This window comes from Kitasatospora sp. NPDC087861 (assembly GCF_044742585.1).
In the GTDB taxonomy this organism is placed as follows: Bacteria; Actinomycetota; Actinomycetes; order Streptomycetales; family Streptomycetaceae; genus Kitasatospora.
In genome coordinates, this window is sequence record NZ_JBIUUS010000001.1 from 475,293 (window position 1) to 488,545 (window position 13,253).

A 13,253-nucleotide genomic window follows, 5' to 3' on the forward strand; every position below is an offset into this window, starting at 1 on the left:
CAGTCGGATTTTCGGTGGCGGCCCGGCCGGCCCGCCCGTACCGTCCGGGGCATGAACGCGAAGCGTCCCCTGATCGCCGTGCTCACCGGCGCGGGCATCTCGACCGACTCCGGTATCCCCGACTACCGCGGCCCGCAGGGACTCTGGCAGCGCGACCCGTCGGCCCAGGAGCTGGTCACCATCGGCCCGTACCGCGCCGATCCCGAGGTGCGGCGGCGGGCCTGGCTGATGCGGCTGGAGACCGGCGCGCTGGCCGCCGAACCGAACGCCGGGCACCGGGCGCTGGTCGACCTGGAGCGCTCCGGGCTGCCGCTGCGGGTGCTCACCCAGAACGTGGACGGGCTGCACCAGCGGGCCGGCCTGCCCGCCCGCAAGGTGCTCGAACTGCACGGCACCGCGCGGGAGGTGCAGTGCCTGCGCTGCCGGGTGACCGGCGACATGGCGGAGGCGTTGGCCCGGGTCGAGGCGGGGGAGCCGGACCCGGCCTGCCGTGCGTGCGGGGGGATCCTGAAGCCGCGCACGGTGATGTTCGGCGAGAACCTGGACCCGGAGGTGCTCGGGCAGGCCGACTCGATCGCCCGCGCCTGCGACCTGTTCATCGCGGTCGGTACCAGCCTGCAGGTGTTCCCGGTGGCGGCGTTGCCGGACAACGCGGTGAAGCGCGGGGCGAGGCTGATCATCCTGAACGCCGAGCCGACGCCGTACGACGAGGCCGCCGACGAGGTGATCCGGGAGCCGATCTCCCGGGCCCTGCCGGAGCTGGTGCGGTGGCTGGTCGCCGAGAGGGCTTGAGCGAAGGGCCCTGGGCGGAAGGGGGCCCTGGGCGGAAGGGGGTGGGCTGAAACGAAGGGGGCATGAACGAAGGGGGCCTGAAATGAAGGGCCTTAGAGCGGACGAGCCGCATGCGTACGATGATCCTTCTGGCTCCCCCTCACGGCCTGGAGTGATCGACCGATGACGACGACGGCGAAGTTCGACCCCTGGTCGGCGGCGTTCGTGGCCCACCCGTACGACGCGTACGCCGAACTGCGCGAGCACGCGCCGGTGACGTACTTCGAGCCGACCGGGCAGTGGCTCGTCTCGCGCCACGAGGACGTCAGCGCGCTCCTGCGGGACCGGCGGCTCGGCCGTACCTACACCCACCGCTTCAGCCACCAGGAGTTCGGCCGGCCCGAGCCCGATCCGGCGCACGAGCCCTTCCACACCCTCAACGACCACGGGCTGCTCGACCTGGAGGCCCCCGACCACACCCGGATCCGCCGGCTGGTCTCCAAGGCCTTCACCCCGCGCATGGTCGAGGGCCTGCGGCCGACCGTGCGGCGGCTCGCCGGCGAACTCGTCGACGACCTGCTCGCGGCCGGCGGCGGTGACCTGATCGCCACCGTCGCCGAGCCGCTGCCGGTCGCCGTGATCGCCGAGATGCTCGGCGTACCGGAGAGCGACCGCCACCTGCTGCGGCCCTGGTCCGCCGACATCACCGGCATGTTCGAGCTCAACCCGACCGAGGAGGCCGCCCGCCGGGCCGTCACCGCGAGCACCGAGTTCTCCGACTACCTGCGCGCCCTCATCCGCGAACGCCGCACCGCCCCCGGCGGCGACCTGATCAGCGCGCTGATCCAGGCCCAGGAGGGCGCCGACGCGCTCAGCGAGCAGGAGATGATCTCCACCTGCGTGCTGCTGCTCAACGCCGGCCACGAGGCGACCGTCAACACCACCGGCAACGGCTGGTGGGCGCTGTTCCGCAACCCCGGTGAACTCGCCCGGCTGCGCGGCTCGGTCGACGAGCTGCTGCCCACCGCCGTCGAGGAACTGATGCGCTGGGACACCCCGCTGCAGATGTTCGAGCGGTGGGTCCTGGAGGACATCGAGCTGCGCGGCGTCACCATCCCGCGCGGCTCCGAGATCGCCCTCCTCTTCGGCTCCGCCAACCGCGACCCCGAGCGCTTCACCGACCCCGACCGCCTCGACCTCGCCCGCACCGACAACCCCCACATCACCTTCGGCGCCGGAATCCACTTCTGTCTCGGCGCCCCCCTTGCCAGACTGGAGCTCACCGAGTCCTACGGCACCCTCCTGCGCCGCGCGCCGGAGCTGCGGCTGACCCGCGAACCCGAGTGGAACCCGGGCTACGTGATCCGGGGACTCAAGGAACTGCTGGTCGAGGTCTAGAGCCGAGGTCTGGAGCCGAGGTCTCCTACTCCAGCGGGGACTGCGACCCCCTCGCCTGCCTGACCGGCGCCTTCGCCGGAGCCCACCACGGCGGGTCGGCCTGGCCGTCCGGCTGGGTCGGGCGGATCGAGCACCGGGACGAACTGCTCGCCCTCGGCGCGCTCTGGGACTGAACCGGGGCCCGGGGAACCGGGGCGGGGGGTGGCGCGTCGAAGGGCCATGACGAAGCGGAGTGCTGGAGGGCGGCGAGGCCTGCGCCGGGTGGCGGGGGCGGTGCTGGCCGGTGGGGTGCTGGTGGCCGGGTGCGGCAGTACGGCGGCCGACGGGCCCGCGGTGGTGCGGGCCTCGGGGTCGGCGAGTCGGGTGCCGGTGGATCCGGCGCAGGTGGCGGCGGTCTCGGCCGCCACCAACGCCTTCGGGCTGGATCTGCTGCACGCGCTGGCCGCGGCGCCGGACGGGGCGGGGCGCAATGTCGTCCTCTCGCCGTCCGGCCTGGCCACCGTGCTCGCCATGGTGCTGCCCGGGGCCCGCGGAGCCACCGCCGAGGAGCTGTCCAAGGCCCTGCACACCGACCTCACCCCGCAGCAGTACGCGTCGGCGGTGGGCGCGCTCGACCGTTCGGTCCCGGCCGGCGGCCGGCTCACCCTGCGGCAGGCGGACGACCTGTGGACGCAGCAGGGCCTGGCCGTCGCCCCGGAGTACCTGGACACGCTCGCCGCCGCCTTCGACACCGGCGTGCACCCCGTCGACTTCGCCAAGGACCCGCAGGGCTCCCGCAAGAGCATCAACGCGGCCGTGGAGAAGGCCACCGAGGGGCGGATCAAGGACCTCTTCGGCGAGCGGCAGATCACCGCCGACACCCGGCTGGCGCTCACCGACGCGCTCTACCTGAAGGCGAAGTGGGCCTCCGGGTTCAAGCCGGCGAACACCTCCGACCGGCCGTTCCACCGGCTGGACGGCTCCACCCCGTCCGTCGCCGCGATGAGCCAGACCGGCGTCTTCCGGTACGCCGAGGGCTCCGGCGGCATCGTCGGCGAGCCCTGGCAGGCCGTCGAACTCCCTTACGCGGACAGCACGTTGGCGATGGATCTGATCGTCCCCGCGCAGGGCGGGTTCGCCGCCTTCAACAAGGGCCTGGACCAGGCTCAGCTCGACCGGATCCTCGGCGGGCTCGGCGAGCGGACCGTCGACCTGACCCTCCCGCGCTTCCGCTTCGACACCGCCAACGACCTCGTCCCCGTGCTGCGTTCGCTCGGCGTGAGGGCGGCGTTCGACGGCGCCGACTTCGGAGGGATCACCAAGGAGCCGCTGGCGCTCGGCACGGTGGTGCAGAAGGCCACCGTCGAGGTGGACGAGGACGGTACGGTCGCGGCGGCCGGTAGCGGCGCGGGGCTCGCCGCGGCGGCGGCCCCGGCCGCGCCGGAGTCCGTCCAACTGCACATCGACCGGCCGTTCCTGTTCCTGATCCGGGACACCGACGGCGGACGGCCGCTCTTCCTCGGCCAGGTCACCGACCCGTCGGTCCAAGACCGCCCGTCCAAGTAGCTACCAGGCCGGGTAGCGCCCGCCGAGCGCCGGGTGGAGCGGGTCGCGGCTGCCGAACAGCACCAGCAGGTCGTCCGCGACCCGGAGCAGTTCGGCCCTGCCCTCGACCGCTCCGGCCCACTCGGCGGGCAGCGCCGCGGCGCCGTACGCGGCGCCGACCAGGTTGCCGCAGACCGCGCCGGTGGAGTCGCTGTCCCCGGAGTGGTTCACCGACAGCAGCAGCGCGGTGCGCACCGGGTCGGGGTCGAGGGTGGCCGCCAGCAGCGAGTACACCGCGATGGCCAGGCACTCCTCGGCGATCCAGCCGAGCCCGACCCGCTCCACGGCCTCCGCCGAGGGCTGCGACTCCTGGGCCACCCGGACGGCCCGGGCCAGCGCCTGCACCGTCTCCTTGGAGGACGGCAGCTCGCGGATCTGCTCCACGGTCTCGCCGACCGCCGCCCACGGCTCGGTCCCGTTCGCGAGCCGCTCGACCAGCGCCGCGAAGGCGCCCGCCGCGAGGTAGCCGGTCGGGTGCCCGTGGGTGAGCTGGGCGCACTGCACGGCCAGCCCGAAGGCCAGCTCGGTACCCAGCCGGGCCAGGCCGAACGGCGCCGAGCGCATCACCGTGCCGCAGCCCTTGGAGTGCGCGTTGATCGGCCCCGGCTGCCCGACCGGGGACGGCGACTCGAACACCGGGTGCTCGGACATCCCGCTCAGGCAGGCGTTGCCCGGCGCCCGCTGCGCGTACAGGAAGGGCTGCCGCAGCAGCCAGCCGTCGTACGGGCGGGGCTGCGGCGCGGTGTCCGGCGAGGGCTGGTACTGGGTCAGCAGCCAGCGGCGGTAGGCGCCGTGGACGGCCTCCGGCACCGAGCCGCCGCCGCCCGTCCAGCCGCGGACGAAGCCGCGGATCAGCCCCTCGGCGGTGAACAGGGTCATCTGGGTGTCGTCGGTGACCTCGGCCGGCCCGGGGCCGGCCGGCAGCCCGGCCACGCCGTCCGGCCCGTACCGCTGCTGGATCTGGTACAGCTGCTGGAACTCCACCGGCCAGCCCAGCGCGTCGCCGACGGCCCCGCCGAGCAGCGCCCCGCGCACCCGGTCCCGGTATCCCGACTCGACCGCCGACTCCGTCACGTGGTCCCCCTTGGTTCGTGGCGGACTACGTTCTATCAGGTCCGGCTGAAAGCGTGCTGCCGCGACGTGTCCGACGATTCCCGCCGGGCGTGCGGCGCCGCGGGCACGCGTAGGACGCGCCGAGGACAGGCCCTAGCTGCGGATCTCCCCGGCGCGTCCGTGCAGGGCGGCGCGGTCGGCGGCGGCCCGGCCGGCCGCCCAGCCCACGCCGTCGCTCACCCGTACGCGCTGCGAGACCAGCTTCGGGAACAGCCGGCCGACCTCCTGGTCCACCGCCTCGGAGCGGGCGGCGAGCGCGGGCAGCAGCCGCCCGTCCGGGACCAGCTGCTCCTCGGTGCCGTCCTCGCGCAGGTGCCGGCCGGCCGCGGCGGCGCTGGTGGCCCGTTCGGTGGCGGCCGTCAGCCGCTCGCGGATCCGCGCCGCGTAGGCGACCAGGAAGGACTGCCGGAACGCCTTGCTGCGCGAATCCCGCCGCGAGCCGACCTTGTTGAGCGCGTGCGTCGCCTGCACCAGCAGCGAGGTGTAGAGCAGCTCGACGCCGTCCAGGTCGCCGTCGAAGCCGACGACGGTGCAGAAGCCGAACTCCTTGGCCCACACCACCCGGCACCGGTTGGCCACCGCGACGGCGTCCAGCAGCATCGTCTTGGGTCCCTCGTACGGGTTGTCCACGCCGATCCGCAGCGCGGCCGGGGTGTCGCGGTCGGCGCCGGCGGCGGCCAGCAGTGCCTCGTCGATGCTGTGCTGGGCCATCAGCTGCTGGGCCTTGGCGGTGAGCGCCTCGGCCTCCTCCGGGTACTCGGTGGACTCGGCCTTCGCCAGCAGCGCCCGGATCCGGGACAGCATCCGGGGCTCGCCGGGCACCGGCCCGGGCCGGTGCGTCCGTGCCGGGGCCTGGCCCGGGGCCGGGCCGACCGGGGCGATCGGCGGCAGCCGGCCCCAGGTCCGCAGCAGTTCCAGGGCGGTGGTGGCGAGCGCGAAGCGGTCCAGCCGGTGCCGGTCGGCGAAGGCACCGAGGTACTGCTCGTCGCCGGGCCACCACACCTCGGCCTCCAGCTCGCGCAGCTGCTCCTGCCAGCGCCGGTCGAGGGCGGCCGCGGAGTGCCGGCGGTTCTCGGCCGCGATCAGGTCCGCCGCGAGGGCCAGGTGGACGGGCTTCAGCTCGCGCCGGACCACTCGGGCCAGGTCGGCCGGGCGCCACCCGGCGGACCAGCAGCGGCCGACGGCGGTGTCCGCGTACCCGAGCAGCGCCCGGCTGACCGCGGGCCACTGCCCGGCCGAGGCGGCGAGCAGCGATGCTCCGGTGTCCAGGGCGAGGTCCAGCGCTTCGTCCGAGGCCGTCAGCACCGCCCGCACCGCCTGCTCCAGCAGCGGGCCGGCGCCCCCGTCCCCGTCCTGCTGTGCGCGCTTGCCCACGGTGTGTCCCTGCTCTCCTCGACGGTCCGGCCGTTCCGCCCATGATGCCGGAGCGCCCGGCCCCTTCGACGGGACCGGGCGCTCGGGACGGGCCCGGGGGCTCAGCGCTCGACGGCCTTGGCCAGGATCTCCGGGGCGCGCTCCAGCAGCCTCCGGGCCGCGAAGCGGACGCCGAGGGCGGCGATCAGGGCGCCGTAGAGCGGGCCGAGCAGCAGGATCGGCCAGCTCGGGCTGCCGGAGTACAGCGCCCAGCCGAGGTAGCCGCTCACCGGCAGGGAGAGCAACGCCACACCGAGCAGCGAGCCGAACTGGTTGACCAGCAGCAGCCCGCCCTGCCCGGGGGCGGCGTTGCGCATCGGGTTGTTGTCGGCCGGCATGGTGTACGGCGCGAGCACGCTGAGCGTCGAGCCGAGGGCGACGCCGCAGCCGAGCAGGGCGAGCGCGAGGCCGAGTGCGGCGGGCAGCTCGGACCAGCCGTCGGTGACGGCGGCCAGGACGAACCCGAGCACCACCGTCACCGGGAGGGCGTACGACAGCACCGCGTAGGCCCGGCCGCGCAGTTCGTCCCGGGCGTCGGCCGGGGTGACCAGGGTGGCGGCGACCATCCAGAACGCCGAGCCGTCCATGCCGAACAGGTTGAGCATCTGCAGTCCGAGGAACATCCCGGTCATCGCCAGCAGGTAGACGCTCGACCAGCCCTGGACCACCGACAGCACGCAGATCACCAGCGTCATGCCGATGCTGGTGAACACCGCGGCCTTGGCCCGCGGCTCGCGCCAGGCGTACCGCAGGTGGCGCTGCATCACCGCGCCGGCCCGGCCCTCGGGCAGGAAGCTCCAGCCGCGCGAGCTCTGCACCCCGCGGGCCACCTCCAGGGTGGAGGAGTCGGCGGTGACCATCAGCTCCTGCAGGCTGCCGCGCCACCAGCGCAGCAGCAGCACGAGCAGCGCGCCGGCCGCGGCGAGCTGGAGCAGCGCCAGTCCGTACCGGCCCTCGCCGGCGGTGCGGGCCGCGTCCGCCGCGCTGACCGGTGGGAGCCAGCGCAGCACGGAGGCGATCGGCTTCAGCGGGCTGAGGTCGAGGGTGTCGCCGGGCCGCCCGAAGATGCTCTGCGAACCGATGTTGGCGACCTGGGCGAGCAGCGCGAACAGCAGGCCGCCGAAGATCGCGAAGTCCTTGCCGCGCCGGCTGGAGAGCATCCGGGCGTTCCCGGCGGCGACCGCCCGGGAGAGCGTGACCAGGCAGAGCACGGCCAGCGGGACGCCGACCAGGGCGGCCGCGGCGGCCGTGCCGCCGTTCGCGCCGGACAGCGCCGCGCCGGTCACCAGCACCAGGCTGACCAGCGGGCCGGGCCCGATCAGCGCGGCCAGCAGCGAGCCGCGCAGCAGCGGGCCGGGCCGCAGCGGGAGCATGGTGAGCCGGGTCGGGTCGGCGCTCTCGTCGCTGGAGAAGAGGAACAGCGGCAGCGCGGCCCAGCCGAGGGTGAGCACGCCGAGCAGCATCACCCCGGCGTCCCCGGAACCGGCGAAGCGCCCGTTCATCATGGCGAGGGCGAAGGCGATGCCGGCCGCGAAGGCCAGGCCGACGACGCCGCCGATGACGTACACGGCGGTCCGGCCGGGGCTGCGTCGCAGGCCGTTGCGCAGCAGCCGCAGCTTGAGCGCCACCAGGGCGCGGACCACCGTCCGCCCGTCCGGCACCGGGGTACGGACGGCTGCGGCGGCGGCGCTGCTCACTGCCCGCCCCCGAGCTGCCCGCTGGTGGCCTGCCCGCTGCCGAGCTGCCCGCTGGTGGCCTGCCCGCTGCCGAGCTGCCCGCTGGTGGCCTGCCCGCCGCCGAGCCAGCCGAGCGCCTGGCCGTCGTCCTCGCGGACGCCGATCAGGCCGAGGAAGGCCTCGTGCAGGCTGCGCCCGCCGCGCACGGTGTCCAGCGGGCCGTGGGCGATCACCCGGCCGGCGTTGACCACCGCGACCCAGTCGCAGAGCTGCTCGACCAGCTCCATGACGTGGCTGGAGAAGACCACCGTGGATCCGGCCGCCGCGTACCGCTTGAGCACGCCGCGGATGGTCTGCGCCGAGACCGGGTCGACGCCCTCGAAGGGTTCGTCGAGGAACAGCACGTCGGGGTTGTGCAGCAGCGCGGCGGCCAGGCCGATCTTCTTGCGCATGCCGGTGGAGTAGTCGGCGACCAGCTTGTCGGCGTCGCGGGCGAGGTCCAGGACGGCCAGCAGCTCCTCGGCGCGCCGGTCCACCTCGGCGCCGGGCAGGCCGCGCAGCCGCCCGTTGTACTGCAGCAGTTCGCGGCCGCTGAGCCGCTCGAACATCCGCAGCCCCTCGGGCAGGATGCCGATCCGGGCCTTGACCGCGACCGGGTCGGCCCAGACGTCGCCGCCGTGGATGAGGACGGTGCCCTGGTCGGGCCGGAGCAGGCCGGTGGCCATGGACAGCGTGGTGGTCTTGCCGGCGCCGTTCGGGCCGACCAGGCCGATGAAGGCGCCGGCCGGCAGCTCCAGGCTGAGTCCGGCGACGGCGGGTTGGCCGCCGAAGTGCTTCCACAGCCCCTGGATGCTGACGGCGGAGGGGGGAACGGATCCGGGTCGGTCGGACGGCGGCGGCGCTGACGCCTGCATGGCGGCCTTCTCTACTCGCTGGCGGGTGGGTTCCTCAGGACCAGCCTGTCATTGCCCCGACAGGCTGTCGTCCGAGTTGAGGATCCCCTGAGCGAATGGGCCGAACGGGTGAGGCGCGCCGTCAGGGCGGCGTGTTCCGGCGGGTGTCGGGCTGAAATTGGCACCTACTCAGCTGCGCCGTTCGTCCTGCACTATGAGGAACAGCGAGGGGTGCGGGGCCGCGTCGGGTGCCGGGAGGTGGCGGATGGCCGTTCAACCGTGGGGCGCGTCGGGCCCCGGCGACCCGGACCGGCGTCCGGACGGCGGCCGGACGCCCGCACCCGCCCCGCAGGCCGGGTTCCCCGCCGGGATGCGCGCCGGGCACGCGGACCGGGACCGGACGATCGACGTGCTGAAGGCCGCGTTCGCCGAGGGCCGGCTCTCCACCGAGGAGTACGAGCAGCGCCACGAGCAGGCGGCCGCCGCGCAGACCTACGGCCAGCTGGCCGGCCTGGTGGCCGATCTGCCCATCGGCCCGATGCCCGCGCCGATGGCCTTCGCCGCCCCGCCTGTCCCGGCGACCTTCCTCCCGCCGCCTCCGCCGCCGGCCCGCTCGATCAACGTGCTGGCGGTCACCTCGTTGGTGTTCGGCCTGACCGGCTTCTCGCTCCCCGCGGTGGTGGTCGGGCACGTCGCGAAGGCCCAGCCGAGCCGCCGCGACCGGGACGGCGACTGGATGGCCACCCTCGGCCTGGTCTTCGGCTACGCCGGCTGCGCGTTCTGGACGCTCGTGCTCCTGGTCCTGCTCCGGGTACCGGCCTGACCGGGCCGCTGCGCGGGAGGCCGGCTCGGGCACCACGGGGGCGGGCCGCCTCCGGTGGCGACGGGCGGCGGCCTGTGGTAGAGCGGGCGAGGGCGGCCCGACACCGGGTGGTCGCGTCCGGGACACTCCCGGGACATCCGGCCGAAGGTCACGACCTGCGGCGTTGCATTTGTTTTGACCGAGCCCCATGCGCTAGGTACGCTCTGACCTTGTGCCTGGGGTGTCCCCGGGTCCTTGTGCGTGCATGCACACCGGTCGCCGCGCCGAGCCGGAGCGCCTTCCAGCGCCCCGCGCGTTGAGCGCCGTCGCTGTACATCAGCTCATGGGATTCCGTGTCGGAATACGCCCAACACACCCGACCGCGTGGGTCGACCACGGGGCCGTGTGTGAGGGATCACCGCAGGTTAGTTCCACCAAGCCTTGGCACACAGAAAACGGAGAAACGGTGCCTACGATCCAGCAGCTGGTCCGAAAGGGCCGGCAGGACAAGGTCGAGAAGAACAAGACTCCCGCGCTGAAGGGTTCCCCGCAGCGCCGTGGGGTCTGCACGCGTGTGTACACGACCACCCCGAAGAAGCCGAACTCGGCTCTCCGCAAGGTCGCCCGTGTGCGCCTCACCAGCGGGATCGAGGTCACCGCTTACATTCCGGGCGAGGGCCACAACCTGCAGGAGCACTCCATCGTGCTGGTGCGCGGTGGTCGTGTGAAGGACCTTCCTGGTGTCCGCTACAAGATCATCCGCGGCTCGCTTGACACCCAGGGTGTCAAGAACCGCAAGCAGGCTCGCAGCCGCTACGGCGCCAAGAAGGAGAAGTAAGAATGCCTCGTAAGGGCCCCGCCCCGAAGCGCCCGGTCATCATCGACCCGGTTTACGGCTCCCCGGTCGTCACCCAGCTGGTCAACAAGATCCTGCTGCACGGCAAGCGCTCCACCGCCGAGCGGATCGTCTACGGCGCCCTCGAGGGCGTCCGCGAGAAGACCGGCTCGGACCCGGTCGTCACGCTGAAGCGCGCGCTGGAGAACGTCAAGCCGGCCCTCGAGGTCAAGTCCCGCCGTGTCGGTGGCGCGACCTACCAGGTTCCGGTCGAGGTCCGTCCGGGCCGCGCCAGCACCCTGGCGCTGCGCTGGATGGTCGGTTACTCCCGCGCCCGTCGCGAGAAGACCATGACCGAGCGCCTGATGAACGAGATCCTCGACGCCAGCAACGGCCTGGGCGCTTCCGTGAAGCGTCGCGAGGACACCCACAAGATGGCCGAGTCCAACAAGGCCTTCGCGCACTACCGCTGGTAGTCCGAACCCCGTCACTAGACAGAGAGAGAACGAGCCACCATGGCTGCAACCTCCCTTGACCTCGCCAGGGTCCGCAACATCGGGATCATGGCGCACATCGACGCGGGCAAGACCACCACCACCGAGCGGATCCTGTTCTACACCGGCGTCTCGTACAAGATCGGTGAGGTCCACGATGGCGCTGCCACCATGGACTGGATGGAGCAGGAGCAGGAGCGCGGCATCACGATCACGTCGGCCGCGACGACCTGTCACTGGACGGTCGACGGCGTCGACAACACCATCAACATCATCGACACCCCGGGTCACGTCGACTTCACCGTCGAGGTGGAGCGTTCGCTGCGCGTCCTCGACGGTGCCGTGACGGTGTTCGACGGTGTCGCCGGTGTCGAGCCCCAGTCCGAGACCGTGTGGCGGCAGGCTGACCGCTACGGCGTCCCGCGCATCTGCTTCATCAACAAGCTGGACCGCACGGGCGCGAACTTCTTCTTCTGCGTCAAGACCATCGTGGACCGCCTCGGCGCGACCCCGCTGGTCATGCAGCTCCCGATCGGCGCCGAGGCGGACTTCAAGGGCGTTGTCGACCTTGTCCGCATGAAGGCGCTGGTCTGGTCCGCCGAGGCCGCCAAGGGCGAGATGTACGACGTCGTCGACATCCCGGCCGAGCTGGTGGAGCAGGCGAACGAGTACCGCGAGGCGCTCCTGGACGAGGTGTCGAACGTCAGCGATGACGTGATGATGCTCGCCATGGAGGGCGAAGAGGTCCCCGAGGAGCTGCTGTACGAGGCGATCCGCAAGGGCACCCTGGAGTCGGCCTTCACGCCGATCTTCTGCGGTACCGCGTTCAAGAACAAGGGCGTTCAGCCCCTGCTCGACGCGGTCGTCAAGTACCTGCCGTCGCCGCTGGACATCGAGTCGGTCGAGGGCACCAAGCCCAACGACCCGGAGACCAAGATCTCCCGCAAGGCCTCGGACGACGAGCCGCTCGCCGCGCTGGCGTTCAAGATCATGTCCGACCCGCACCTGGGCAAGCTCACCTTCGTCCGGATCTACTCCGGTCGCCTGGAGTCCGGCACCTCGGTGCTGAACGCCGTGAAGGGCAAGAAGGAGCGCATCGGCAAGATCTACCGCATGCACGCGAACAAGCGTGAGGAGATCGAGTCGGTGGGCGCCGGCGACATCGTCGCCGTCATGGGCCTGAAGCAGACCACCACCGGTGAGACGCTGTCCGACGAGAAGAACCCGGTCATCCTGGAGTCCATGGACTTCCCGGCCCCGGTCATTCGCGTCGCGATCGAGCCCAAGTCCAAGGGTGACCAGGAGAAGCTGGGTGTCGCCATCCAGCGTCTCGCGGAGGAGGACCCCTCCTTCCAGGTCAACACGGACGAGGAGACCGGCCAGACCATCATCGCGGGTATGGGCGAGCTGCACCTCGAGGTGCTGGTCGACCGTATGAAGCGTGAGTTCAAGGTCGAGGCCAACGTCGGCAAGCCGCAGGTCGCGTACCGCGAGACGATCCGTCAGGCCGTCGAGCGCATCGACTACACCCACAAGAAGCAGACCGGTGGTTCCGGTCAGTTCGCCAAGGTGCAGATCGCGATCGAGCCGCTCGAGCAGGCCGAGGGCTACGAGTTCCTCAACCTGGTCACCGGTGGCCGCGTGCCGCGGGAGTACATCCCGTCGGTCGACGCCGGCTGCCAGGAGGCCATGGAGTTCGGCGTGCTCGCCGGCTACCCGCTGCAGGGTGTCCGCGTGAAGCTGCTCGACGGTCAGTCGCACGACGTCGACTCCTCCGAGCTCGCGTTCAAGATCGCCGGCTCGATGGCCTTCAAGGAAGGCGCGAGGAAGGCCAAGCCGGTTCTTCTCGAGCCGATGATGGCCGTCGAGGTCACCACGCCCGAGGACTACATGGGCGACGTGATCGGCGACATCAACTCTCGCCGTGGCCAGATCCGGTCCATGGACGAGCGTCACGGTGCCCGCGTCGTCACGGCGCTGGTGCCGCTCTCCGAGATGTTCGGCTACGTCGGTGATCTGCGCAGCAAGACCTCTGGTCGCGCGAGCTACTCGATGCAGTTCGACTCGTACGCCGAGGTTCCGAAGGCCGTGGCGGAGGAGATCATCGCCAAGGCCAAGGGCGAGTAAGGACCGGCACCAGCCGGCTCCCTACGAGGCCGCAGGACATCCCGACATTCGGGACGATTGCGAACCCTTAGGCTATTAGGAGGCGTCCCGGGAGAATCCGGTCGGGTTCTCCCGGGGGCCTCCGGCCCCCACCCCGCGGGACGGTGC

Annotated in this window: 11 protein-coding genes and 1 pseudogene; 8 read left to right on the forward strand and 4 right to left on the reverse strand. The window is 72.4% G+C overall.

Translation table 11 applies throughout. The features are described from left to right. Nucleotides 1-51: 51 nt before the first annotated feature. The 4 genes and pseudogenes from ACIOJE_RS02145 to ACIOJE_RS02160 all read left to right on the forward strand — a co-directional run bounded on the left by ACIOJE_RS02145 (nt 52) and on the right by ACIOJE_RS02160 (nt 3,714). Nucleotides 52-792, forward strand: a complete 741-nt coding sequence (locus ACIOJE_RS02145; protein ID WP_400772717.1) for an SIR2 family NAD-dependent protein deacylase — start codon at nt 52-54, stop codon at nt 790-792. 162 nt (nt 793-954) lie between these two features. Then, nucleotides 955-2,169 (forward strand): cytochrome P450, encoded by a 1,215-nt coding sequence (locus ACIOJE_RS02150; protein ID WP_280675194.1) that lies wholly within the window; start codon nt 955-957, stop codon nt 2,167-2,169. Nucleotides 2,170-2,198: 29 nt separating this feature from the next. Further along, nucleotides 2,199-2,342: pseudogene (locus ACIOJE_RS02155) on the forward strand (ADP-ribosylglycohydrolase family protein); the annotation flags it as partial. A 46-nt stretch (nt 2,343-2,388) separates the two neighbouring features. Then, nucleotides 2,389-3,714: a serpin family protein gene (locus ACIOJE_RS02160; protein WP_400772719.1), complete on the forward strand. Its 1,326-nt coding sequence runs from the start codon at nt 2,389-2,391 to the stop codon at nt 3,712-3,714. Here ACIOJE_RS02160 and ACIOJE_RS02165 read toward each other — a convergent pair whose 3' ends face one another. The 4 genes from ACIOJE_RS02165 to ACIOJE_RS02180 form a co-directional block, all read right to left on the reverse strand. Next, the gene (locus tag ACIOJE_RS02165) at nt 3,715-4,827 is read right to left on the reverse strand and encodes an ADP-ribosylglycohydrolase family protein (protein ID WP_280675190.1); all 1,113 of its coding nucleotides are present in this window, start codon (nt 4,825-4,827) and stop codon (nt 3,715-3,717) included. Nucleotides 4,828-4,959: 132 nt separating this feature from the next. Continuing rightward, the gene (locus ACIOJE_RS02170; RefSeq protein ID WP_280675188.1) at nt 4,960-6,240 is read right to left on the reverse strand and encodes a DUF2786 domain-containing protein; all 1,281 of its coding nucleotides are present in this window, start codon (nt 6,238-6,240) and stop codon (nt 4,960-4,962) included. A 101-nt stretch (nt 6,241-6,341) separates the two neighbouring features. Beyond that, nucleotides 6,342-7,976, reverse strand: a complete 1,635-nt coding sequence (locus ACIOJE_RS02175) for a transporter (protein WP_280675186.1) — start codon at nt 7,974-7,976, stop codon at nt 6,342-6,344. Continuing rightward, a complete protein-coding gene (locus ACIOJE_RS02180; RefSeq protein WP_400772722.1) occupies nt 7,973-8,869 on the reverse strand; it encodes an ABC transporter ATP-binding protein in 897 nt (298 codons plus the stop codon). Before ACIOJE_RS02180 ends, ACIOJE_RS02175 begins: the two co-directional genes overlap by 4 nt. Before the next feature lie 244 nt (nt 8,870-9,113). On the opposite strand from ACIOJE_RS02180, the gene ACIOJE_RS02185 reads away from it, so the two are divergent. The 4 genes from ACIOJE_RS02185 (at nt 9,114) to fusA (ending at nt 13,106) form a co-directional block, all read left to right on the forward strand. Further along, a complete protein-coding gene (locus ACIOJE_RS02185; RefSeq protein WP_400772724.1) occupies nt 9,114-9,671 on the forward strand; it encodes a DUF1707 and DUF4190 domain-containing protein in 558 nt (185 codons plus the stop codon). 445 nt (nt 9,672-10,116) lie between these two features. After that, entirely contained in the window at nt 10,117-10,488 is a 372-nt protein-coding gene (gene rpsL / locus ACIOJE_RS02190) for a 30S ribosomal protein S12 (RefSeq protein ID WP_014144289.1), read from the forward strand. A 2-nt stretch (nt 10,489-10,490) separates the two neighbouring features. Then, entirely contained in the window at nt 10,491-10,961 is a 471-nt protein-coding gene (gene rpsG / locus ACIOJE_RS02195) for a 30S ribosomal protein S7 (protein WP_030055803.1), read from the forward strand. 39 nt (nt 10,962-11,000) lie between these two features. Further along, the gene (fusA, locus tag ACIOJE_RS02200) at nt 11,001-13,106 is read left to right on the forward strand and encodes an elongation factor G (RefSeq protein ID WP_280675179.1); all 2,106 of its coding nucleotides are present in this window, start codon (nt 11,001-11,003) and stop codon (nt 13,104-13,106) included. The last annotated feature ends 147 nt before the right edge of the window (nt 13,107-13,253 follow it).